The sequence below is a fragment of the Microbacterium plantarum genome (assembly GCF_035231185.1).
GTDB lineage: Bacteria > Actinomycetota > Actinomycetes > Actinomycetales > Microbacteriaceae > Microbacterium > Microbacterium plantarum.
Window position 1 is genome coordinate 784,844 of sequence record NZ_CP141117.1, and the last position, 22,222, is coordinate 807,065.

Annotated in this window: 21 protein-coding genes and 2 tRNA genes; 19 read left to right on the forward strand and 4 right to left on the reverse strand. The window is 69.6% G+C overall.

Going from position 1 to position 22,222, the window contains the following annotated elements; translation table 11 throughout:
- Positions 1-254: 254 nt before the first annotated feature.
- The 4 genes from VC184_RS03720 to VC184_RS03735 all read left to right on the forward strand — a co-directional run bounded on the left by VC184_RS03720 (position 255) and on the right by VC184_RS03735 (position 2,776).
- Positions 255-1,052 carry an inositol monophosphatase family protein gene (locus tag VC184_RS03720; RefSeq protein ID WP_282502166.1) on the forward strand — a complete coding sequence of 266 codons (798 nt, stop codon included), beginning with the start codon at positions 255-257 and terminating at the stop codon, positions 1,050-1,052.
- Between the two features lie 136 nt (positions 1,053-1,188).
- Positions 1,189-2,544 (forward strand): M23 family metallopeptidase, encoded by a 1,356-nt coding sequence (locus VC184_RS03725; protein ID WP_282502167.1) that lies wholly within the window; start codon positions 1,189-1,191, stop codon positions 2,542-2,544.
- A 63-nt stretch (positions 2,545-2,607) separates the two neighbouring features.
- A tRNA-Thr gene (locus VC184_RS03730) sits at positions 2,608-2,679 on the forward strand.
- 23 nt (positions 2,680-2,702) lie between these two features.
- A tRNA-Met gene (locus VC184_RS03735) sits at positions 2,703-2,776 on the forward strand.
- A gap of 525 nt (positions 2,777-3,301) precedes the next feature.
- Here the strand turns inward: VC184_RS03735 and VC184_RS03740 are convergent.
- Entirely contained in the window at positions 3,302-4,621 is a 1,320-nt protein-coding gene (locus VC184_RS03740) for a cytochrome P450 (RefSeq protein ID WP_323987313.1), read from the reverse strand.
- A gap of 62 nt (positions 4,622-4,683) precedes the next feature.
- The gene (locus tag VC184_RS03745; RefSeq protein WP_282502168.1) at positions 4,684-5,604 is read right to left on the reverse strand and encodes a DUF368 domain-containing protein; all 921 of its coding nucleotides are present in this window, start codon (positions 5,602-5,604) and stop codon (positions 4,684-4,686) included.
- Between the two features lie 142 nt (positions 5,605-5,746).
- On the opposite strand from VC184_RS03745, the gene VC184_RS03750 reads away from it, so the two are divergent.
- From VC184_RS03750 to VC184_RS03775, 6 genes are all read left to right on the forward strand, one after another.
- On the forward strand, positions 5,747-6,106 hold the full coding sequence (locus VC184_RS03750; RefSeq protein ID WP_112616796.1) for a sugar ABC transporter ATPase: 360 nt from the start codon (positions 5,747-5,749) through the stop codon (positions 6,104-6,106).
- Positions 6,103-7,893, forward strand: coding sequence for a glycoside hydrolase family 15 protein (locus VC184_RS03755; protein WP_282502169.1), 1,791 nt, complete (start codon positions 6,103-6,105; stop codon positions 7,891-7,893). The genes VC184_RS03750 and VC184_RS03755 overlap by 4 nt, the downstream gene beginning before the upstream one ends.
- Entirely contained in the window at positions 7,883-8,767 is an 885-nt protein-coding gene (locus tag VC184_RS03760) for an SMP-30/gluconolactonase/LRE family protein (protein WP_282502170.1), read from the forward strand. The genes VC184_RS03755 and VC184_RS03760 overlap by 11 nt, the downstream gene beginning before the upstream one ends.
- 53 nt (positions 8,768-8,820) lie before the next feature.
- Entirely contained in the window at positions 8,821-9,717 is an 897-nt protein-coding gene (locus tag VC184_RS03765) for an SDR family oxidoreductase (protein ID WP_112616993.1), read from the forward strand.
- Positions 9,718-9,924: 207 nt separating this feature from the next.
- On the forward strand, positions 9,925-10,305 hold the full coding sequence (locus tag VC184_RS03770) for a MarR family winged helix-turn-helix transcriptional regulator (RefSeq protein WP_323987314.1): 381 nt from the start codon (positions 9,925-9,927) through the stop codon (positions 10,303-10,305).
- A complete protein-coding gene (locus tag VC184_RS03775; RefSeq protein WP_282502171.1) occupies positions 10,302-10,724 on the forward strand; it encodes an organic hydroperoxide resistance protein in 423 nt (140 codons plus the stop codon). The genes VC184_RS03770 and VC184_RS03775 overlap by 4 nt, the downstream gene beginning before the upstream one ends.
- Before the next feature lie 24 nt (positions 10,725-10,748).
- Here VC184_RS03775 and VC184_RS03780 read toward each other — a convergent pair whose 3' ends face one another.
- The gene (locus VC184_RS03780; RefSeq protein WP_112616804.1) at positions 10,749-11,444 is read right to left on the reverse strand and encodes a GTP pyrophosphokinase; all 696 of its coding nucleotides are present in this window, start codon (positions 11,442-11,444) and stop codon (positions 10,749-10,751) included.
- Positions 11,445-11,557: 113 nt separating this feature from the next.
- Between VC184_RS03780 and VC184_RS03785 the strand changes: the two genes are divergently transcribed.
- Genes VC184_RS03785 through VC184_RS03815 form a run of 7 tightly spaced genes read left to right on the forward strand, consistent with a single transcriptional unit; the run spans position 11,558 to position 19,066 of the window.
- Positions 11,558-13,285: an ABC transporter ATP-binding protein gene (locus VC184_RS03785; RefSeq protein WP_114588120.1), complete on the forward strand. Its 1,728-nt coding sequence runs from the start codon at positions 11,558-11,560 to the stop codon at positions 13,283-13,285.
- Entirely contained in the window at positions 13,282-15,339 is a 2,058-nt protein-coding gene (locus tag VC184_RS03790; protein ID WP_274178510.1) for an ABC transporter ATP-binding protein, read from the forward strand. The genes VC184_RS03785 and VC184_RS03790 overlap by 4 nt, the downstream gene beginning before the upstream one ends.
- Before the next feature lie 43 nt (positions 15,340-15,382).
- Positions 15,383-16,228: a DUF2510 domain-containing protein gene (locus tag VC184_RS03795; protein ID WP_323987315.1), complete on the forward strand. Its 846-nt coding sequence runs from the start codon at positions 15,383-15,385 to the stop codon at positions 16,226-16,228.
- Positions 16,228-17,064, forward strand: a complete 837-nt coding sequence (locus VC184_RS03800; protein ID WP_274178549.1) for a sulfite exporter TauE/SafE family protein — start codon at positions 16,228-16,230, stop codon at positions 17,062-17,064. Before VC184_RS03795 ends, VC184_RS03800 begins: the two co-directional genes overlap by 1 nt.
- A gap of 9 nt (positions 17,065-17,073) precedes the next feature.
- On the forward strand, positions 17,074-17,523 hold the full coding sequence (locus tag VC184_RS03805) for an FAS1-like dehydratase domain-containing protein (RefSeq protein WP_274178511.1): 450 nt from the start codon (positions 17,074-17,076) through the stop codon (positions 17,521-17,523).
- Positions 17,520-17,927, forward strand: a complete 408-nt coding sequence (locus tag VC184_RS03810) for a MaoC/PaaZ C-terminal domain-containing protein (protein ID WP_112616814.1) — start codon at positions 17,520-17,522, stop codon at positions 17,925-17,927. The genes VC184_RS03805 and VC184_RS03810 overlap by 4 nt, the downstream gene beginning before the upstream one ends.
- Positions 17,928-17,929: 2 nt before the next feature.
- A complete protein-coding gene (locus VC184_RS03815) occupies positions 17,930-19,066 on the forward strand; it encodes a UDP-N-acetylmuramate dehydrogenase (RefSeq protein ID WP_274178512.1) in 1,137 nt (378 codons plus the stop codon).
- 89 nt (positions 19,067-19,155) lie between these two features.
- Here VC184_RS03815 and VC184_RS03820 read toward each other — a convergent pair whose 3' ends face one another.
- A complete protein-coding gene (locus VC184_RS03820) occupies positions 19,156-20,355 on the reverse strand; it encodes a pyridoxal phosphate-dependent aminotransferase (RefSeq protein WP_323987316.1) in 1,200 nt (399 codons plus the stop codon).
- A 94-nt stretch (positions 20,356-20,449) separates the two neighbouring features.
- Here VC184_RS03820 and VC184_RS03825 point away from each other — a divergent pair, with 94 nt between their 5' ends.
- On the forward strand, positions 20,450-21,346 hold the full coding sequence (locus VC184_RS03825) for an ABC transporter ATP-binding protein (protein ID WP_323987317.1): 897 nt from the start codon (positions 20,450-20,452) through the stop codon (positions 21,344-21,346).
- Entirely contained in the window at positions 21,343-22,218 is an 876-nt protein-coding gene (locus VC184_RS03830) for an ABC transporter permease (RefSeq protein WP_269267410.1), read from the forward strand. Before VC184_RS03825 ends, VC184_RS03830 begins: the two co-directional genes overlap by 4 nt.
- Positions 22,219-22,222 lie beyond the last annotated feature (4 nt).

Below are 22,222 nucleotides of genomic sequence, written 5' to 3' on the forward strand. Positions count from 1 at the left end.
CGGGGTGCCGTCGCAGACAGCGGCCGGCGCCGTCATCCTCATTGGGCTCGACCTCGCTAACTGGGCGGGATTGATCTGGGGGGAGCTCCGCCCGCGCGCTCCGAGAGCTGCTGACCGGTCATCTCGCTCAGGGCGGTGCGGTGGTGTGAGCCACGCATGATGAGGAGGCGTTGCAGGCGATCGAACCCCGAGTCCTCGACCTGGGCGATCCGGCTTCGAGGCTGGCCTCCGGCACGACCGCGTAGCGTGGAGGCATGGTGGATGCCCGAGAGCTCGAAGACCTGGCCGTCGACATCGCCCGCGAGGCGGGTGCGCTCGCGCGCCGACGCCGCGGCGAGGGAGTCGCGATCGCCGCGACGAAGTCGGCGCTCGCCGACATCGTCACCGAAGCAGACCGCGAGGTCGAGCTCCTCATCCGCGATCGCATCGCACATGCGCGCCCCGATGACGGTTTCCTCGGCGAGGAGTCCGGCGCCGAGCGCGGCGCCAGCGGGCTGACCTGGGTCGTGGACCCTATCGACGGAACGGTCAACTACGCCTACGGCATCCCGCATTACGCCGTGAGCATCGCGGTCGTCGACGGTGAACCCGATCCTCAGCGATGGGAGGCGGTCGTGGCGGCGGTCTTCTCGCCGGCTGTCGACGAGATGTTCCGGGCGACCGCGGGCGGGGGAGCGTGGCTCGGGGATGCGCGCCTGGCGGTGTCCGAGCCGACGGATGCCGGTGCCCTCCTGGCGACGGGTTTCGGCTACGACCCGGCGACGCACGCGGGCGACCTCGCGCGACTCGGGCGGATCATGCCGGTCGCTCGCGACATCCGCCGAGCCGGCGCCGCATCGCTCGATCTCGCTTACGTCGCGGCGGGGCGTCTCGACGGCTACGTCGAGCGTGGGCTGCAGCCGTGGGACCACGCCGCCGGGGCGCTTCTCGTCGCCGAGGCGGGCGGCGTCGTCACCGGTATGCCCGGCGAGCGGCCCGGCCGTACCATGACGATCGCCGCGTCGTCGTCGCTCCACAGTCGGCTGACCGAACGGGTTTTCCACGAAAGCTGACGCGTGGATCGCGTTCCCAGCTGTAAGACGTTAGTGTTTACCCGTTCGTTATCTTCGGAACCCGAGCCGAGGGATCGAACGCAACCCGGACTGTTCCGCTGCGCACGAGCGCGCGCTGTTTTCGAGAGCCTGCGATTTGACTTCTGAGACCACTCCCACTGAGGCCGCGTCCTCGCGACCCTCGGCAGGGGAAGCCTCGGCGGGACTCACGCGGGCTGCCGGTCTCACCCGGGCACAGTGGCGGCGGCTGGCAGCTGAAGCTGAGCTCGCCGCGAAGGTCGCCGCCGTTCCGGCCGATGACGTCGCAACGATCGACGAGGCACCGCAGACGCCGGACGTCGAAGCCGTCGATTCGCAGGCCGCCGCGACCAGCGAGACCGTAGCCGACGAGATGGTCCTCACCGTCGTGGACGGCGACGCTTACGCGGGACCGGATTTCGTCGCGCCATCCCGCCGTCGTCGCACCCGCCCGGCCGCCGAGCATGCCGCCGCGCAGGGCGAGTCGTTCGGCCCGGCCGCGGTCGACTCCGCGACGACCGAGACGCCGGATGCCGATGACGCGCGCTCGCACAGCGACGCGCACGCGAGCGATGAGACGCGCAAGCCGTCCGACGCGCACGACGTCGACGAGTTCGAGTTCGCCGCGCGGCTGTTCTCCTTCACAGCGCAGACCCCGGTGCAGGTGGGCGAGGAGTCCATCGCCGAGCACCAGCAGCGCACCCGCGAGGTCACGGTCGCGCGTCCGGGTCGCCTGCGTCGCGTGGGCAAGCGAGTTGCTGCCGCATCCGTCTCGATGAGCGCCGTCGCCGCCGTCGGTCTCCTGGCCGTCGGCCTGACGAGCCCTGCCGCCGCCGTCTTCGCCTCGGGCGACACGGGTCGCGACATCACGGCCGAGGCGCCCCGGACATCCGCGTCGATCGAGCCCGAAGAGATCCAGGCGTACGTCTCGTCTCCGAACACGGGCGTCACCTTCGATCGCAGCGACACCTTCGATGTGACGTCCGTCTCGGAGATCGCGGCCGACTCGGGTGTGACCAACTTCGCCGGTACGTGGGTCAACGACCCCAACGCCGCGATCCAGTGGCCGTTCCCGGTCGGGGTTCCGATCTCGGCGCAGTTCGGCTCGGTCTCGTACCTGTCCGAGTTCTCCCGCCCGCATCGCGGTGTCGACCTGACGCCGGGGGCCGGGGCTGAGATCCACGCCGTCGCGGGCGGAACCGTGCGCATCGCGACCGAGGCAGGCGGCGACTACGGCGTGACCGTCGTCATCGACCACAACATCGACGGTGAGCTCGTCTCGACGCGCTACGGCCACATGCAGTACGGCTCGCTGCGGGTGAAGGTCGGAGACACGATCGAGCCCGGCGAGATCATCGGACAGGTCGGCAGCACCGGCAAGTCGACCGGCGCGCACCTGCACCTCGAGGTGCTCCTCGGCGGGACGACGCAGATCGACCCGATCGCCTGGCTCGAAGAGCACACGAAGCGCTGACCTGATTCGAAGTGAGGCCGCCGAGATGGTATCCTCTTCTAGTTGCCCGCTTGCGGGTAGCACGCCCCGATAGCTCAGTGGCAGAGCACTTCCATGGTAAGGAAGGGGTCGTCAGTTCAATCCTGACTCGGGGCTCGCAGCATCCTCGGATGCGATGCGGCAGGGTAGCTCAGTTGGTGAGAGCGCACGACTCATAATCGTGAGGTCGCGGGTTCAAGCCCCGCTCCTGCTACAGATGAAAACCCCCGGACGCACCGGGGGTTTTGTCGTATTCGGCAACGGCAACCGCGCGCGAAAGTCCGCGGGAACGAGAAGGCGCCCGGGACCCCTCCAGAGTCCCGGGCGCAGGTCGGACGCGAGACGAGGACCTAACTCGCGGCCGAGGGATCGAGCAGGCCCGCCCTGCTCCCCATCAGCGCTGGATCGCACCCGACGTCACGATCATGCCTCGCGTGGCAGGATGCTGGGGCGCGCCGACCATCCGTCCACCTCGAGGGAAAATGGCCGGTGAAGCAGTGAAATCGGGGCGCAACGGTGCCATTTGCGAGCTACGTATGGGCTGAATTTCCGCGCAGGATTTCATCCGATCGGATGACGTGGCGCCGCGCGTCCCGCAGAAACCAGAACGCCCCGTCATCGGAGGATGCGGGGCGTTCCACGATCCGGGGGGAAGATCGTCGACGTCATCGACGCTAGGGCCTCCCCGCCGGTCCGTCGAGTCGGCCTTTCGGGGGACACGTCGTCTGCCGGTGACGCGTCAGCGCCGGTGGAACGGGCAGCCGCCGCCGGTGCCCGTCGCCCGCACGCGCCCGCCCGACGCCGGCTTGGTGGGCAACCGGCGCATGTTCACGTCGAGACCCGAGTCGAGGATAGTGACATCCGGGTGGCTCATCGCCGTGATCGCCGTCGCGAGTCCGGCGATCGCGAGCTTCTCGCCAGGGCAGCGGTGGCCCGTCGCGACATCGGCACCGCCGTGGGGGATGAATGCGGGGAGAGCCTCGTAGTCGTCGACGCCGACGAAACGCTCGGGCGCGAACGAGTCGGCACGCTCCCACGAGTTCTCATCGAGGTTGGTGCCGAGGATGTCGAGGACGACGCGGCCACCCGCCGCGACGCTCTGGCCGTCGAGTTCGATATCGGCGACCGCACGCGCGGGGAGCATGGGGACGAACGGGGCCGTGCGCCGGATCTCCTGCGCGAACGCCACGGCGAGAGGCCCGCCGTCGAGCGTCTCACGCTCGGCCGCCTCCGCGGCGATGCGATCGCGCCACTCCGGACGGTCGTGGAGCTCCTTCGCGGCGAACGCCACGAAGCGCGCGACGGCGATCATCGGACGCATGCTGTTCTGCAGTTCGATGCCGGCCAGGCGGGCGGACAGCAGGACACCGGCGCGGTCCCGGTGCCAGGCCCATGCATGCAGGGCCGTTCCGGGCTCGGGCTCGAGGTCGCCGTCGCGCACCGCCTCGATGAGGTGCTGGGTGTGCCGGTCGGACCAGCGGCGATTGATCCAGGCGAGGAGGTACTCGGGGGAGTAGGGGACGCCGAAGCCGTCGACGATCTGGGCGAGACGAGCCGCCCACCGCGTCTTCGCCGCGGGCGTTCCCGGGAGTCCTGCCCACCGCATGACGGCGCGGCCGAAGGCGCCCACCGCCGCGTCGTAGGCGGAACGCTCCCCGCCGGCGAACCAGTCGTCGAGCTCGCCCTGCCATTCGGCAGCCAGAAGCGGACGCAGACGCTCGACCTGCTCGTCCTCGTAGGCGACGTCGAGGAAGGTCGCCTTGCGGTGCCGGTGGTCCTCGCCGTCGAGGCTGTGAACCGAACCATGCCCGAACAGGGTCTCTTGCACGATTCCGGGCATCGCCCCGTGGCGCCGGACCCGCTCCTCGTCGTAGAACACCTCGACGCCCTCCGCGCCGCGGACGAAGACGGTCGGGTCGCCGAGCAGGCCCATCGGAGCCGAGCGGGCGCCAGCCCGTACGCGACTCCAGATGCGGTCGCCGAATCGGTACCCACGCAGCAGGAGCTGAGGGGAGTCGTCGGTCAGCGTGCGTGCAGCGGCGGCGATCGAAGACATCATGTCTCCACGCTCACACGTCGGGTCCGATGAGCCGAGGGGGAGGCGGATCGGACCGCCGTGTGCTAGCCCGCGGCTCCGGATTCGAGGCGCCGCGCGGCCCGCCGCAACACGGCCGACTCGATCAGCAGCACGCCGCCCACCGCCGCCGCGCCGAGCACCACCAGGAGGAGCGCCGGCAGCGCGTCGGGCCCGGGGGCCTGGACGGCGCCGCCCTCCTGCCAGGGCCACAGCGCCCGGAGCGAGCCGATCATGAGGCCGGTCATCGTCGCGAGCATGATGCGCCGACGGTGGACGAGCAGCCACTGCAGCACCGAGACGAACAGGCCGAGACCGATCATGGCGCCGAGGATGAAGACGCCCAGGTAGAGGAAATCGCGCTCGTTGACGGCGGCCAGCGTCGGCGCGTACATCCCGACGGCCAGCAGGAGGAACGACCCCGAGACGCCGGGCAGCACCAGAGCGCACACGGCGAACGCCGCCGCGAGTGCGACGACCGGGAGAGGAGGGTCGAGGGGGTCGACCTGGGGGAGGCTCGTGAGGGCAAAGCCGGCGACCGCGCCGACGAGGGCGACGGCGTACTCGCGCATCCGCCACCGGCCGCCGACCATGCGGATCGGCACGACGAGCGACGCGAGGATGAGCCCGGCGAACAAGGCGCGTGAGGCGACGGGCTCGGCCTCGATGATCGGGGCGAGGACGGCGGACGCGACGAGGACGGCGGTGATCATGCCGATGCCGACCGGCAGCACGACGGACCAGCGCACGGCGGCCAACTCGGCACGAGCGCGCGTCAGCCCGCGGCCTCGCACGCCGTCCGCGACACCACGGGCGACCCCGCGGGCGAGGTGGCCGGCCGACTCGATGAGCGTCTCGTAGACGCCGATGATGAGCGCGACGGTGCCGCCGCTGACTCCGGGAATGATCTCGACGGTTCCGATGAGAGCGCCGCGTCCGGCATCCAGCAGCATTCGGGCGACGGGCATGGGGGACCTCCGGGAAGAGCGGGGACGGAGCGTGCCAGCCTACCGACGGCACCTGAGCGATCGAGGGGTGCGCGCGTTACCGCGCACTCCGGCCCGGTGCAAGTGGCTCGACGGATTCGCCGCCCCGCCGCATCGTGGAGGCATGTCCAACGCATTCAACGACGACCTCGCCCGCCCCGCCGCAGCCGAGGATGCCGGCATCCAGCCGCTGCGCGACGGCGATGCGACCAGCGTGGCCGACCCCGACCTCGACCCGGCCCAGCGCGAGTGGGACCGCACCGACGCGATCGACGAGGCGCTCGACTCCGGCGTCGACCCCGCCGAACTCGATGTCGCGACGGCGACGAGCGACGACCCGGCGCACATCCCGTCGGACGAAGACGAGATCCCCGCAGAGGACCTGCCCACGGGATACGCCCAGCCGGAGACCCAGGGAGACGACCCGGTCATCGCCGAACTCGGCGAGGACGGCGAGGGCGACATCAACGACGAGGGCATGTGACCCCGGGGATCGAGTCGTACGCGCCGATCGGCGACGGCCGCACCGTCGCGCTGATCGGTCTCGACGGCAGCGTGGATTGGCTGCCGCTCCCCGATCTGACCTCGACGCCCGTCTTCGCGCGCCTGCTCGATCGCGAGACGGGCGGATATCTCGAGCTCGCGCCCACGGAGGATTTCGAGACCACCCGTCGGTACGTGCCCGACACCAATGTTCTCGAGACGACGTTCACAACGGCTCGCGGGTCCGTGAGAGTCACCGACGCCATGGTGTCGGGAGTCGCCGGGCGGATGCCGTGGGCGGAGCTGGCTCGTCGCATCGACGGGCTCGAGGGCACCGTGCCGATGGCCTGGCGCATCCATCCCGGTACTTCGCTGCGTACGGCGTCGCCCTGGATCGAGCGCACTCAGCACGGCGACGTCATCCGCAGCGGCAAGACCGCTCTCGTCGTCGTGGGGTTCGAGCACGGGCCCGAGGCTCCCGATCCCGACGGCACGAGCGGCCCCCGCCTGACCGGCTCGTTCACCGCCTCGAAGGGTTCGCGTCACCTCATCGCGCTCGCCGCGACGCACGACGAGCCCCTGCACCTTCCCGACCCCCGTAACGTCGACGTCGGCATCGACCGGACGATCGACAACTGGCGGCACTGGTCCGAGGTCTTCTCGTACGAAGGCCCCTGGGAGGAACGCATCCAGCGCAGCGCGCTCGCCCTCAAGCTGCTCATCTTCAGTCCCACCGGCGCGATCGCCGCTGCCGCCACCACGTCGCTGCCCGAGAATCCCGAGGGCGGCAAGAACTGGGATTACCGCTACGCCTGGGTGCGCGACCTCGCCTACACCGCTCACGCGCTCGTGCGCTTCGGTCTCCGCGAGGAGACGCACGCGGCACTGTCATGGATGCTGCGCACCATCCGCGAGCACGGGCCCGAGCTGCACGTCATGTACACCTTAGGCGGCGAACTCGTGCCCGATGCTCAGGACTACCCCGTGCCCGGCTGGGGAGGCGTCGGTCCGGTCGTCACGGGCAATCCAGCGCGCGAGCAGCTTCAGCTCGGCGTCTACGGCGACCTCATGGCGATCTGCCGGACGTACGTCGATGCGGGGAACGTCCTGGACATCGGTACGGGGCGGATGCTGGCGGGCGTCGCCGACCGCACCTGCGACCTGTGGCGCAATCCCGACTCGGGAATGTGGGAGCTGCCGGAGGAACGGCACTACACCTCCTCGAAGATGGGATGCTGGAAAGCCCTCGACGACGCCGTCGCGCTCGCCGAGAGCGGCGCGATCCCCGGGAGCGCCGAGCGGTGGAAGGCCGAGCGCGAGCGCATCCGGCTCTGGATCGACGAGAACTGCTGGTCCGAGGCGAAGTCGGCCTACGCCTTCTACGCGGGTTCGGACGAGCTCGACGCCTCCGTGCTGCTGCACGCGCCCACCGGCTTCGACCGCGGCGAGCGGATGTCGACGACGATCGACGCCCTCACCGACGAACTGGGCGCCGGCCCGCTGCTGTACCGCTACAGCGGGGTGTCGGCGGAGGAGAAGACGTTCGTCGCCTGCGCGTTCTGGCGCGCCGAGGCGCTGGCGTGCGTCGGCAGGCATGACGAGGCGCTCGACCTCGTCGACCAGCTCGTCGCCCTCGCGAATGACGTCGGCATCTACGCCGAGATGATCGACGCTGACGACGGCACCGCCTGGGGCAACACCCCGCAGGCCCTCAGCCACCTCGCGTTCATCGCGACGGTCCTCACCATCCGCGACGTCGTCCCCGAGGAGGCCCTCCGTGGCAGATGAGATCGGAGTGTTCCGCGACACTCGTGCCGTGCTCGTCGAGAGCATCTGGTGGGACGACCGCACCGACGAGGTCGTGTGGGTCGACATCACCGCAGGGCTGCTGCATCGCGGCCCGCTCGACGGGGCGGTCGACGGCAGCGACGACCGGGTCGTCGAGTTGCCCCCGCCGCTATCGGCGGTGCAGCCGGCCGCCGGAGGCGGCTACATCGCGGCACTGAAGGACCGCGTCGTCCTTCTCGACGCGGACGGCCGTATCGAGCGCGACCTCGCCTCGCTGCGTCACCGCCACGACGGCATGCGGCTGAACGAGGGCAAGGTCGACCCGTTCGGCCGCTTCATCGTCGGCGCCATGGAGCTCACGACTGACGACCCCGATGCGGCGGTATGGTCGGTCGACCCGGACGGCGACGTGCGGGTGCTCGGCGGCGGCTACGGAATCGCGAACGGTATGGAGTGGTCCGACGACGGGCGCACGATGTACATCACCGACACCGCGACCTCGACCGTCTACCGCGCGTCCTACGGTCCCGCCGGCGAGCTCGGAGAGCTCGAGCCCTACCTTGTCGGCCGGTCGAGTGACGGGCTGGTAATGGCGACCGACGGCTCGTTCTTCAACGGGCTCTATGGCGAGGGCATGGTGGCGCGCTGGAGCGCCGACGGAGACCTCGTCGAGGAGAGCACGATGCCCGTGCCCAACATCACCTCCGTCGCGTTCGCCGGGCCCGACCTCGACGTCCTCCTCGTCGGATCGGCGCGCGAGAACCTCACCGAGGAGCAGCTGCAGCGGCATCCTCTCTCGGGCGGCATCCTCCGCCTCGAACCCGGCGCGACCGGCCGCCCCATCCACACGTTCGGGTCTCCGTCGATCGCCTGATCGACGGACCCGAGTGACGACCACCCCCAGGAAGACCGATGGAAGGAGACACCATGTCCCGTGACCAGTACACCTTCGTCAACCCCGCCGAGCTGTACGCGGACATCGAGCCCGAGAAGCAGCACATGGACGAGCCGGGCCTCGACGCCGACCTCACGCCGAAGGCCGATCTCGGCGAGGAGAGCTACCGTGGCAGCGGCCGCCTGACCGGGCGCAAGGCGCTCATCACGGGCGGCGACTCGGGAATCGGCGCCGCTACCGCGATCGCCTTCGCGCGCGAGGGTGCCGACGTGGCCATCTCGTACCTTCCCGAGGAGGAAGAGGACGCGCAGCGCATCGCCGGCATCCTGAAGGATGCGGGTGTGACGGTGGCGCAGCTTCCCGGCGACCTGCGCGACCCGGAGTACTGCCGCTCGCTCGTCGCCGACACGGTCTCGGCGCTCGGCGGCATCGACATCCTCGTCAACAACGGCGGCAAGCAGATCTTCCAGTACGAGCTGGCCGATCTGACCGACGAGCAGTTCGACGACACCTTCAAGACCAACGTCTACGCGATGTTCTGGATCACCAAGGCCGCGCTGCCGCACCTGCCGGCAGGTGCCTCGATCATCAACACCACGTCGATCCAGGCCTACTCGCCGTCCGAGACGCTCGTGGACTACGCCTCGACGAAGGCGACGATCAACACGTTCACCAAGGCGCTCGCCCAGCAGCTCGCGCCGAAGGGCATCCGCGTCAACGCCGTGGCGCCGGGGCCGATCTGGACGCCGCTCCAGCCGAGCGACGGCCAGCCGCAGGAGAAGATCGACAGCTTCGGCGAGGAGACCCCGCTGGGACGTATGGGTCAGCCGGCGGAGCTCGCGCCCGCCTACGTGTTCCTCGCGTCGGCAGAGTCGAGCTACGTCGCGGGGGAGACCCTGAACGTCAACGGCGGAATGCCCACGCCCTGACGTCATCGCTGACGAGTGCGCCGGTGGCCGCGGCTGCCGGCGCACTTTTCCAGCATATTGATTGCGCACAACCTAGTTGTGTACAGTGCATGTATGGAACCGACGCAGCACATGGTCTGCTTCTCGCTCTACGCCGCGTCGCGGGCAACGACGAAGGCGTAAGCGGCTCTCCTCGAGCCGCACGGACTGACCTACCCGCAGTACCTCGTGCTCGTGCTGCTGTGGAACCGCGACGGCCGCAGCGTCAGCGACCTGGGCCAGGCGCTCGACCTCGATTCCGGCACGCTGTCGCCGCTGCTGCGCCGGATGACGCGTGACGGCCTGGTGGAACGGGGTCGCGACAGTGTCGACGAGCGCGTCGTGACCGTGTCGCTCACCCCCCGAGGCCGCGAACTGCGCTCGGAGCTCGCCCACGTGCCCGCCTGCATCGCGCAGGGGATGGGCGTCACCGTCGATGGTGCCCGGCAGCTGATCGCCGCCCTCACCGAGTTGGCGGACGGGATGCGCGACACCGCCACCGATCTGCGCGCGGATACCCGCGCGACGAAGACCACCCCCGAAAAGGAAATGAAGGAGGAGCACGCATGAGCGCTCTCTACACCGCCGAAGCACTCTCGACGGGCGCCGGCCGCAACGGGCACGTCCGCACCACGGACGGCCGGGTCGACCTCGAGATGGCCATTCCGAAGGAGATGGGGGGTTCGGGCAGCGGCTCGAACCCCGAGCAGCTCTTCGCCGCCGGCTACGCCGCCTGCTTCCACTCCGCCCTGCAGATGGTGGCGCGCTCCAAGAAGATCGACGTGACCGACTCGGCCGTCGGCGGCCAGGTGCAGATCCACCCCACGGATGCCGGCGGGTTCTCGCTCTCGGTCGTCCTCGAGGTCGTGCTGCCCGGCGTCGAGCGCGAGGTCGCCCAGGAGCTCGCGGACGCCGCGCACCAGGTGTGCCCGTACTCGAACGCGACCCGCGGCAACATCCCCGTCGAGATCACGGTCTCGGAGGACTGATCCCCGCGTCCCCGCGTCGCGCGCTCAGATGCGCACGACGCGGGGACGGTGCCGCACCTCGCGGTGCAGGCGCTCCATCTTCGCGTCGAGCTCGGCCGCCGTCTCGGCGGCATCCTTCAGCTCCGCGGTCAGCTCCGCCGGCACGTTCGCGGCGAACTTGTAATAGATCTTGTGCTCGAGGCTCGCCCAGAAGTCCATCGCAATGGTGCGGAACTGCACCTCGACGGGCACGGTGATGCGTCCGGTCGAGAGGAAGACGGGCACCTCCACGATCGCGTGCAGGCTCTTGTAGCCGTTGGGCTTGGGTTCAGCGATGTAGTCCTTGACGGTCCGGACCTCGATGTCGTCCTGGGCCGTGAGCAGGTCGAACAGGCGATAGGCGTCCTGCGTGAAGCTGCAGGTGACGCGGACGCCGGCGATGTCGGTGATGTGCTCGCGGATCGACGCGAACTCGGGTTCGACCCCCTTCCGGACGACCTTCTCCACGATGCCGTCGGGTGACTTCAGCCGGCTCGAGAGGTGCTCGATGGGGTTGTAATCGTGCAGCTGCTGGAACTCGTCGCGCAGGATCTGCAGCTTCGTCTCGATCTCCTGCATGCCGAAGCGGTACTCCAGGAGGAACTGCTGGAACTCGTCGCGCAGGCTCCGGAGCTCCTGTGGCGTGAAGTTCTGGAGACCGTCGGTGATCGAGAGCGGGGGCACGGAGCTGCCGGTCGTCATGGCACCGACGGTACCGATCCGGCATCGGCGGCGGCTGTGAGGATCCACGGTCGTTCGCGTGTCGGAGCCCGGCGCTACCATGAACCGTCCGGTCGACTCGCTCAAGGAGACCCATGCTCGGCAAGCTCCTGTTCCGCTATCTGCGCACCTATCGGTGGCTGCTCCTGGGCGTGCTGGTGTTCCAGTTCGGCTCGGCGATGGCCTCGCTCTATCTGCCTCGACTGAACGCGGACATCATCGACAACGGCGTCGCCCGAGGCGACACCGCCTACATCTGGTCGCGCGGGGCCATCATGCTGGTCATCGCGCTCGGGCAGATCGTCGCGTCGGTCATCGCGACGCTGTGCGCTGCCCGTGCCGCGATGGCCGCGGGACGCGACATCCGACGCGACGTCTTCGAGAAGGTCAGCGGCTTCTCCGAGCGCGAGGTGTCGCGCTTCGGTCCGGGCACGCTCATCACCCGCAACACGAACGACGTGCAGCAGGTGCAGATGCTCGCGATGATGGGCGCCACGATGCTCGTCACAGCTCCGATGCTCGCGATCGGCGGCGTCATCATGGCGCTGCAGCAGGATGTCGGGCTCAGTTGGCTGATCGGGGTCGCTGTGCCGCTCCTGCTCGTGGTCGCCGGGCTCATCATCGGCCGCATGGTGCCGCTGTTCCGCCAGTTCCAGACCCGGCTCGACAACGTCAACCGCATCATGCGCGAGCAGCTGACCGGCGTCCGGGTCGTGCGGGCGTTCGTCCGCGAGCGCATCGAAGAGCAGCGATTCCGCGGTGCCAACACCGACATCATGATCGTCGGGCGCAAGGTCGGGTCGCTGTTCGTGCTGATGTTCCCGCTGGCGATGCTGGTGCTCAACGTCACGGTCGTCGGCGTGATCTGGTTCGGCGGCATCCAGGTCGATCAGGGCAACGTGCAGATCGGCACGCTGTTCGCGTTCATGCAGTACGTCGGCCAGATCCTGATGGGCGTGCTCATGGCGACGTTCATGACGATCATGATCCCGCGCGCCGCGGTCTCCGCCGACCGGATCGGCGAGGTGCTCTCCTCTCAGGATGCGCTCGAGCGTCCCGCCTCGCCCGTGCGGGAGTTCCCCGAGCCCGGCGCCATCGTGTTCGACGACGTCGCGTTCACTTACCCGGGCGCCGAGACGCCGGTGCTGCAGGGCATCTCGTTCCGCGCGGATCCCGGCGAGACGGTCGCCGTCGTCGGGTCGACGGGGTCGGGCAAGACCACGCTCGTCTCGCTCATACCCCGGCTGTTCGACGTCACCGGGGGATCGGTGACGGTCGCCGGCGTCGACGTGCGCGAGGCCGACCTCGACCTGCTCTGGAGCGGCATCGGCTACGTCCCTCAGCGCGCGTTCCTGTTCACCGGCACGGTCGCGTCGAACCTCCGGTTCGGGCGGGAGGACGCGACCGACGACGAACTGTGGAAGGCACTCGAGATCGCGCAGGGGCGCGACTTCGTCGCGGAGATGGAGGGAGGCCTCGAAGCGCGCATCGCGCAAGGCGGCACCAATGTCTCGGGAGGGCAACGCCAGCGGCTCGCCATCGCACGAGCGATCGTGCGGCGCCCCGACGTCCTGGTCTTCGACGACTCGTTCTCCGCGCTCGACCTCACCACGGACGCGCGACTGCGCGAAGCGCTGTGGCGCGAACTGCCGGAGGTCACGAAGATCGTCGTCGCACAGCGGATCTCCACGGTGACCGGTGCCGACCGCATCCTCGTGCTCGACGACGGCCGGATGGCGGGTCTCGGTACGCACGAAGAACTCCTCGAGTCCAACGAGACGTATCGCGAGATCGTCGAATCGCAGCTGGGAGTGGACGCATGAGCGCCGAGAACCTCACCGACGAGGAGCGCGCCGAGCTCGAGCTCGCGGAACAGGCTCGTCAGAACTCCGGCAGCTGGGACAGTGTCGCTCCCGGCAAGGCGGCGAAGTTCGGGCCGAGCTTCCTGCGGATGATCGGTCTGCTGCGCCCCTATGCCCTCGTGTTCGGTCTCATGACGGTTCTCGGTGCGGTCGGCGTGGTTCTCGCCGTCCTCGCCCCGCGCGTGCTCGGCGATGCCACCAACCTCATCTTCGAGGGCGTCGTCTCCGCGAACCTCGGCTCGCAATTCCCCCCGGGTACGAGCCAGGAGGACGTCGTCGCGGCGCTCAACGCCGCAGGGCAGACGGATGTCGCCAACATCGTCGGGGCGATGCAGAACTTCCAGGTGGGCGCGGGCGTCGACTTCGACCGGCTGAAGTGGGTGGTCGTCACCGTCCTCGCGATCTACGTCGGCTCCGCCGTGCTGACCTGGCTGCAGGGCTTCGTGATCAACATCATCATGGTGCGGACGATGTGGCGTCTGCGCGAGTCGGTCGAGGCGAAGATCAACCGGCTGCCGTTGTCGTACTTCGACCGGGTCCAGCGCGGCGAGCTGATCTCGCGGGTCACGAACGACATCGACAACATCACGCAGACGATGCAGCAGTCCCTCTCGACCGCGCTCACGAGCGTGCTGACGGTGGTCGGCGTGCTGTTCATGATGTTCTCGATCTCGTGGCAGCTGGCGCTCGTGGCGCTCGTCTCGCTGCCGCTCATGGCCGTGATCTTCGGTGTCATCGGGCCGCGGTCGCAGAAGGCCTTCGCGGTGCAGTGGCGCAAGGTCGGCCGGTTGAACGCTCGTGTCGAGGAGTCGTTCTCGGGGCACGCCCTCGTCCGCGTGTACGGTCGCGAACGAGACGCCCGCGAGAAGTTCGAGGCCGAGAACGACGAGCTCTTCGAAGCGGCCTTCAAGGCGCAGTTCCTCTCGGGCCTCATCATGCCGGGCATGACCTTCATCGGGAACCTCACGTACGTCGGCATCGCGGTCCTCGGCGGTCTGATGGTCGCCTCGGGCCAGCTGCGACTCGGCGACGTGCAGGCGTTCATCCAGTACTCGCAGCAGTTCACCCAGCCGCTGTCTGAGCTCGGCGGCATGGCCGCCGTCGTGCAGTCGGGCACGGCTTCCGCTGAGCGGGTGTTCGAGCTCCTCGACGAGGACGAGCAGGACCCCGACGCTCCCGATGTCGAGCCGGCGCGCGGAGGCCGCGGCGTGATCGAGTTCGAGCATGTCCGCTTCGCCTATTCTCCCGAGAAGCCCCTCATCACCGACCTGACCTTCCGCGTCGAGCCGGGCCAGACGGTCGCCATCGTCGGTCCGACCGGGGCCGGCAAGACCACGCTCGTCAATCTCCTCATGCGTTTCTACGAGCTCGACGGCGGCCGTATCCTCCTCGACGGTCAGGACATCTCCGAGCTGTCCCGAGACGACGTGCGCTCGCGCACCGGGATGGTGCTGCAAGACCCCTGGCTCTTCGCCGGCACGATCCGCGACAACATCCGCTACGGCCGCGAGAGCGCGACCGACGACGAGATCGTCGAGGCGGCGATCGCGACGCGTGTCGACCGCTTCGTGCATTCGCTGCCCGACGGGTACGACACCGTCCTCGACGAGGATGCCGCGAACGTCTCGGCCGGCGAGAAGCAGCTCATCACGATCGCGCGCGCGTTCGTGGCGCAGCCCGCGGTGCTCATCCTCGACGAGGCGACGAGCTCCGTCGACACCCGAACCGAGCTGCTGCTGCAGCAGGCCATGTCGGCGCTGCGCGAGGGGCGGACCTCCTTCGTCATCGCGCATCGGCTGTCGACGATTCGCGATGCCGACCTCATCCTCGTGATGGAGCACGGCGACATCGTCGAGAAGGGCTCGCACGACGAGCTGATCGCGGCTCAGGGCGCCTACTGGCGTCTGTACCAATCGCAGTTCGAGCAGGCGGCGACGGAGCAGCCGGATTCGGTCGCCGAGCTCGGCGCGGCCGATGATGCCGCGGGCGGCCGGCCGGTCTCGGCCGATCGGTAGTCTGAACGAGGCGGATCTGCGCCCGACGCGAGAGAAGGCAGAGTTGAGCGGTTCGACGCCTCCGGGCTGGTACGACGACGGGCACGGCGCACTGCGATGGTGGGACGGCTCGCGGTGGACCGAGCACACACACGCCCCCGTCGAGCCCGAGCCGGAGGCCGAGTCTCAGCCCGAAGAACCGCCGGCCGTGACGGAGGCCTCCCTCGCCGAGAGCCAGCACGGGGTCGCGGCATCCGACACGGCGTCGCCGACCGACGCGCTGCCGCCGATCCCGCCGTCGCCGGGAGGGTTCGCGCCGGTGTATCCCGGCGCGCATCCGTCGATCGCGACAGCGGCCGTGACCGGCGCCGTCGGCGAAACCGACGCAGCGCCTCCGCGCCGTTCCCGGCTCTGGATCGTCTTCGTCGCGCTCGGCGTCGTCCTCGTCGGGCTCGTCGTCCTCGCCGCCGTGTTCATTCCGCGCTTCATCGTGGGGATCCTGGATCCGAGCAGCGATCGCCCCGGTGCGACGGCGGTCCAGGGGGCCGATCTGCGGGCGGCCGAAGACATCGTCGACGCGTACGACGACGCATGGGACGAGATGGACTGCGCGGCCTACCAGGCCATCCTTACTCCCGAGTTCCTCGCGAGCGGCGGGCTGTCCGACTGCGCGGACTTCGCCCAGGCGGCCCGCGAGTTCAACAACTCGGTCGAGGACTACGAGGTGAGCTTCATCTCGACGACCCGAGAAGGAGACACCATCTACGTCGAAACCGTCGAGACCTTCACGCAGACGGCGGACGCCGCCGGTGCTCCGCTCGAGAACCCCGTTCCCGCGAGCTTCTCAGCGCTTTACACGCTCGTTCCGGGTGGCTCCGGCTGGCTCATCGACGATTACGTCGAGCAGTGATGGTCGAGCGTGGTGCGCGCCGGAGCGCGCGGTTCTATCTGGCGTGTGCCGGGGTCGGGCTCGCGGCCGGCCTGTTGTCGGGACTGTTCGGCGTCGGCGGCGGAACGGTCATCGTCCCGCTCCTGGTGCTGCTGCTCGGATTCGATCAGCGGCTGGCTGCCGGAACCTCCCTCGCCGCGATCGTCCCCACGGCCTCGGTCGGCGTCATCTCCTACGCCCTCACCGGATCCGTCGCCTGGGTCCCGGCCATCATCCTCGCCGCGGGTGCCGTGATCGGCGCACAGATCGGCAGCTGGCTGCTGGCGAAGATCCCGCAGAACGCGCTGCGGTGGGGCTTCGTCGGGTTCCTTGTCGTGGTCATCGTGATGCTCTTCATCGTGGTGCCCTCGCGTGACGCGGTACTCGAGCTGAACTGGGGCGTCGGTATCGGGCTCGCCGGGCTCGGGCTGTTCACGGGGATCATGGCCGGCCTGCTCGGTGTGGGCGGAGGCGTGATCGTCGTTCCGGCGCTGATGTTCCTCTTCGGCACGAGCGACCTCATCGCGAAGGGCACCTCGCTCCTGATGATGATCCCGACCGCGATCTCGGGAACCGTCGGCAACGCTCGGCGACGCAACGTCGACCTCGTCGCGGCCCTCGTCGTCGGGCTCGCCGCGTGTACAACCACGGCGCTGGGGGCGTGGATCGCGACGCTGCTGAACCCGCTGACGGCCAACATCCTCTTCGCCGTGTTCCTCACCTTCATCGCGTCTCAGATGGCGATCCGCGCCGTGAAGGCGCACCGGGCGGCACGCGCGACGAAGCGGGCCGCGCAGCCGTCGGGGGGCCACCGGTAGAATCGGACGGTGTCCGTGAACCCCGATCTGGTCGACCGCGCCTTCGCGCCGACCGCCCCGTACCTCGTGGGTCGCGAAAAGGTGCGCGAGTTCGCCCGCGCCGTCTTCGCGACCGATCCGCAGCACACCGACCCCGAAGCGGCACGTGCGCTGGGTTACACCGACGTGGTCGCTCCGCCGACTTTCGCCATGGTGATCCAGGACCTCACGCTGCAGCAGCTCCTGGGCGAGGCCGACTCGGGCATCGCCCTCGAGCGGACGGTGCACGCCGAGCAGCGATTCCGCTACACGCGCCCGATCGTCGCGGGCGATGAGCTCACCGCGCAGCTCACCGTCACCGGCATCCGTGCCTTCGGCAAGGGGGCGATGGTGACGAGCGAGGCGGATATCCGCGACGTCGCCGGTGACCACGTCGTGACCGCCGTCTCCGTGCTGCTGGTCGGGGGAGAGGACGCATGAGCGATCTGACTGTCGGGTCCGTCGTCGCCGAACGCACCGTCGAGCTCACGCGCGAGTCGCTCGTACGGTATGCCGGGGCATCGGGCGACTTCAATCCCATCCACTACCGCGACGACGTCGCGGCACGCGTCGGCCTGCCCGGTGTGCTCGCCCACGGAATGCTGACGATGGGGCTGGCCGTCGAGACGATCGTGGAGTGGCTCGGCGACAGCGGCCGCATCGTCGAGTACGGCGTGCGTTTCACCCGCCCTGTCGTCGTCGATGCTGAGACCGGCGCGACTCTCACCGTCGTCGCGAAGGTGGGCGCCGTCGATGAGGGCGTCGCACGCATCGACCTGACCGTCAGCCACGACGGCACCGTCGTGCTCGGCAAGGCGCAAGTGCGCGTGCGCACCGCAGAGTGACCGTGGCCGAGATCGAACCGCGACCCCTCGCGGAGCTGACCACGCTGCGCGCGGGCGCCGTGCCCGACCGCCTGGTCGAGGTGCGCACGGCGGACGAGCTCGTCGCCACGATGCGCGAGCTGTGGACGGCCGGTGAGCCCTGGCTGGTCGTCGGAGGCGGGTCGAACCTGCTGGTGGGTGACGAGCCGTTCGACGGCACCGTCGTCGCCGTGCGCACGACCGGGATCGAAGAGCTGCCGTCGCCGCATCCCGGGCGCGCGCGTCTGAAGGTGCAGGCCGGACACTCGTGGGACGACCTCGTCGAGTACGCCGTCGCGGCCGGTCTCGGCGGGATCGCCGCGATGTCGGGCATCCCGGGCACCGCGGGGGCAGCTCCCGTTCAGAACATCGGCGCCTACGGTCAGGAGGTCGTGCAGACCCTCGTCGAGGTCGAGCTGCTCGACGAGTCGACCGGCGAGGTCAGTGTCGTGCCGGCATCCGAGCTGGGCCTCGGCTTCCGCACCTCGGTGCTGAAGCATCACCACGGATCGGTCGCGGCGCGTTCCGCGGTCATCCTGTCGATCACGCTCGAGCTCGACCGCGTCGGGCACGGCGAGTTCGCGATCAGCGGGCCGCAGCTGCGCGGCGCCCTGGGGCTCGACCCGGAGGCGACGGTGTCGCTGCGCTGGGTGCGCGAGACCGTGCTGTCCGTACGGGCCAGCAAGGGGATGGTGCTCGACGACGCCGACCCCGACACGTGGAGCGCCGGGTCGTTCTTCCAGAACGCCGTGGTGACCGCCGCCTTCGCGCGGACGCTGCCCGACGCCTGCCCGCGCTGGCCGGTGGCACCCGACCCTGTGAGCGACCGGGTGATCCCGTTGAACGAGTACTACGGCGTCTCGCCGACGGGTGAGGTGGCCGAGCCAGACGTCAAGGTGAGCGCGGCCTGGCTCATCGAGCACGCCGGTATCGGCAAGGGTTTCTCGCTGCCCGGATCGCGAGCCGGCCTGTCGACCAAGCACGCCCTCGCGCTCACCAACCGCGGGGGAGCGACGGCCGAGGAGCTCGCCGCACTCGCGCGGTTCGTCCAGCAGCGCGTGCAGGCCGAGTTCGGCCTCATCCTGCAGCCCGAGCCCGTCCTCGTCGGCGTCGAGCTCTAACCCCGTCGCTGCCGTCGACTCGCCAGAGAAAGCGGATGGTCGGGTACCGGCATCCGCGTTTCTTGGCGACTCGACGGGAGAAGGAGGGGTTAGGAGAAGAGGCGCTGGAGGCGCTGGAGGCCCTCGAGCAGCTGATCGTCACCGAGCGCGTACGACAGGCGCAGGTAGCCCGACGGACCGAAGGCCTCGCCGGGCACGACGGCGACCTCGGCCTGCTCGAGGATCAGGTCGGCGAGCTCGAGGCTCGTGTTCGCCTCGGCGCCGCCCCAGGAGCGTCCGAGGAGTCCGGTGACGTCGGGGTAGACGTAGAACGCCCCGAGGGGGTTGGGGACCTCGACGCCGGGGATCTTCGCGAGCTCCTCGACGATCAGGCGGCGCCGACGGTCGAAGGCCAAGCGCATCTCCTCGGCCTCGGTCTGCGGGCCGGTGAGCGCGGCGAGGGCCGCGCGCTGCGCGACGTTGTTGACGTTGGAGCTGAGGTGCGACTGCAGGTTTCCGGCGAGCTTCATGGCGTCGGCGGGGCCGACCATCCAGCCCACGCGCCATCCGGTCATGGCGTAGGTCTTGGCGACACCGTTGACCAGGATCGTTTGACCCGCGAGCTCGGGTACGGCCTCGACGATCGAGACCGCGCGGGCGCCTTCGTAGACGAGGTTCTGGTAGATCTCGTCGCTGATGACCCAGATGCCGTGCTCAAGAGCCCACTGGCCGATCGCCGCGGTCTCCTCGGGCGTGTACACCGACCCCGTCGGGTTGGAGGGCGAGACGAAGACGAGCACGGTGGTGCGCTCGGTGCGCGCGGCCTCGAGCTGCTCGACGGTGACCTTGTACTCCTGGTCTGCGCCGGCGAAGACCTCGACCGGGATGCCGTCGGCCAGGGCGATCGCTTCGGGATAGGTGGTCCAGTACGGCGCGGGCAGCAGCACCTCGTCGCCGGGGTTCACGACCGTCTGGAAGGCCTGGTACACCGACTGCTTGCCGCCGTTGGTCACGATGACCTGCGAGGGCTGGACCTCGAGGCCCGAGTCGCGCAGCGTCTTGGCGGCGATCGCCTCGCGCAGCACGGGGAGGCCGGCGGCGGGGGTGTACCGGTAGTTGGCCGGGTCGGCGAGGGCGTGCTGAGCGGCCTCGACGATGAACTGCGGCGTCGAGAAATCGGGCTCGCCCGCGGCGTACGAGATGACCGGCCGGCCGGCGGCCTGCAGGGCCTTGGCCTTGGCGTCGACCTTGAGGGTCGCCGACTCGGCGATGGCGGAGAGCTTGCGGGACAGCGGTGCGCGTTCGGTCACCCTTCGAGAGTAGCGGCGTGGTCCACCGAATGGTGGACGGGGATCGACCGGATGACCTCTCCCGCGCCGGCGACGGAACCGGCACGCTGGAGGCATGACCACGAGAGCGAGCGCACCGACCGTCGTGCGCGGCCTGACCAAGAGATACGGCGACGTGACGGCCGTCGACGACGTGAGCTTCGAGGTGCCCGCCGGGGGCGTGTTCGCGTTCCTCGGAACGAACGGGGCCGGCAAGTCCACGACGATCAGCGCTCTCACGACTGTGATCGAGCCGGATGCGGGGCAGCTCGAGGTCGCCGGTCACGACGTGCGCTCCGACGGTGACGCCGTGCGCCGCGCGATCGGCGTCGTCTTCCAGGACTCGCTCCTCGATTCCGCCCTCACCGTGCGCGAGAACCTGACGGTGCGGGCGCGTCCGTACCTCGGCTCGACGGCGGCGATCCGCGACCGCATCGACCGCCTCGCCGAGATCATCGACCTGGGCGAGTTCATCGACCGTCGCTACGCCCGGCTCTCGGGCGGACAGCGTCGCCGCGCCGACATCGCCCGCGCGCTGCTCCACGACCCGGAGATCGTCTTCCTCGACGAGCCGACGACGGGACTCGATCCCGCGAGCCGGCAGATGGTGTGGCGGACGATCCATGAGCTGCGCGAGCGCGCCGGTCTCACCGTGTTCCTCACGACGCATTACCTCGAGGAGACGGAAGAGGCCGACCAGGTCTGCATCATCGACCGCGGGCGGATCGTCGCAGACGGCACTCCGGCGCAGCTGCGGGCGCGGTACAGCTCCAGCATCCTGTCGCTCGTCACGGCCGACGGCGACGAGCGCATCGCGGTGGCGGATGCCGCCGAAGCCCGCGGCATCCTCGCCGAACGGGGCGACGCGGTGCTCGACTTCGAGTTCCGTCATGGACGCATGGACGACGTCTTCCTGGCCCTCACCGGGCAGGCGGCGACGGGGCAGACGGCGACAGGGGAGGCGGCGCGATGAAGACCGTGCAGGCGTACGTCGGGCGCAATCTCCGACTGTTCTACCGGGACCCGCTCGGGGTGTTCTTCTCGCTCACCGGCGCCCTGGTGGTGTTCCTCCTCTACGCCCTGTTCCTCGGCCAGATGCAGGTGGACTCGCTCGCCGCGACTCCGGGGTTCGATGCCGACGCCGCCCGCGACTTCGTCGACTCGTGGATGTTCGCCGGGGTCGTGGCCGTCGCCGCCGTCACGACGCCGCTCGGCGCGCTGTCGACGTTCGTCGAGGATGCCGCGTCCGGACGGTTCCGCGACTTCCTCGTCTCGCCGGTGCGCCGCGCGCAGCTCGTGCTCGGTTACCTCGGGTCGGCGTTCATCATCGGTTTGATCACCACGCTGATCGTGCTCGCCGTCGCGCTGGCCTACCTCGGGCTCACCGGGCGGACGCTCCCCGACGCCGGGCAGATCATCCGCATCGTGCTGTGGACCGTGCTCTCGGTGGCCGCCTACACGGCGCTCTGGGCGTTCGTGGTGTCGTTCCTTCGCACGAGCGGGTCGTACTCGGGACTGTCGACCCTCGTGGGAACCCTGACCGGCTTCGTCGCGGGTGCGTACATCCCCGTCGGCTCGTTCCCCGACGCCGTTCGGGATGCCGTCGGCGTGCTCCCGTTCGCGCAGTCGGCGATGCTCGTGCGGCGCGAGTTCGCCGCCGATCCACTCGATCGCCTCGCGGGCGGGGCGCCGGGCGCGGTCGAGGAGCTCAGCCGCATCTACGGGCTCGACCTGCAGGTGGGGTCGGCGACGGTCCCGGTCTGGGTCGCGGCGGTCGTGCTCGCTGTCGTGGCCGTGGCGTTCGCGGTGCTCGCGGCGGCCCGCATCCGCTCGCGCATCCGCTGAGGGG

What these genes read in the sequence shown, in the direction of transcription:
- VC184_RS03720 (WP_282502166.1), top strand. Translation starts at nt 255, where the DNA reads ATGGTGGATGCCCGAGAGCTCGAAGACCTGGCCGTCGACATCGCCCGC.
- VC184_RS03740 (WP_323987313.1), bottom strand. Translation starts at nt 4,621, where the DNA reads ATGATGTCTTCGATCGCCGCCGCTGCACGCACGCTGACCGACGACTCC.
- VC184_RS03745 (WP_282502168.1), bottom strand. Translation starts at nt 5,604, where the DNA reads ATGCCCGTCGCCCGAATGCTGCTGGATGCCGGACGCGGCGCTCTCATC.
- VC184_RS03750 (WP_112616796.1), top strand. Translation starts at nt 5,747, where the DNA reads ATGTCCAACGCATTCAACGACGACCTCGCCCGCCCCGCCGCAGCCGAG.
- VC184_RS03765 (WP_112616993.1), top strand. Translation starts at nt 8,821, where the DNA reads ATGTCCCGTGACCAGTACACCTTCGTCAACCCCGCCGAGCTGTACGCG.
- VC184_RS03775 (WP_282502171.1), top strand. Translation starts at nt 10,302, where the DNA reads ATGAGCGCTCTCTACACCGCCGAAGCACTCTCGACGGGCGCCGGCCGC.
- VC184_RS03780 (WP_112616804.1), bottom strand. Translation starts at nt 11,444, where the DNA reads ATGACGACCGGCAGCTCCGTGCCCCCGCTCTCGATCACCGACGGTCTC.
- VC184_RS03785 (WP_114588120.1), top strand. Translation starts at nt 11,558, where the DNA reads ATGCTCGGCAAGCTCCTGTTCCGCTATCTGCGCACCTATCGGTGGCTG.
- VC184_RS03790 (WP_274178510.1), top strand. Translation starts at nt 13,282, where the DNA reads ATGAGCGCCGAGAACCTCACCGACGAGGAGCGCGCCGAGCTCGAGCTC.
- VC184_RS03800 (WP_274178549.1), top strand. Translation starts at nt 16,228, where the DNA reads ATGGTCGAGCGTGGTGCGCGCCGGAGCGCGCGGTTCTATCTGGCGTGT.
- VC184_RS03810 (WP_112616814.1), top strand. Translation starts at nt 17,520, where the DNA reads ATGAGCGATCTGACTGTCGGGTCCGTCGTCGCCGAACGCACCGTCGAG.
- VC184_RS03825 (WP_323987317.1), top strand. Translation starts at nt 20,450, where the DNA reads ATGACCACGAGAGCGAGCGCACCGACCGTCGTGCGCGGCCTGACCAAG.
- VC184_RS03830 (WP_269267410.1), top strand. Translation starts at nt 21,343, where the DNA reads ATGAAGACCGTGCAGGCGTACGTCGGGCGCAATCTCCGACTGTTCTAC.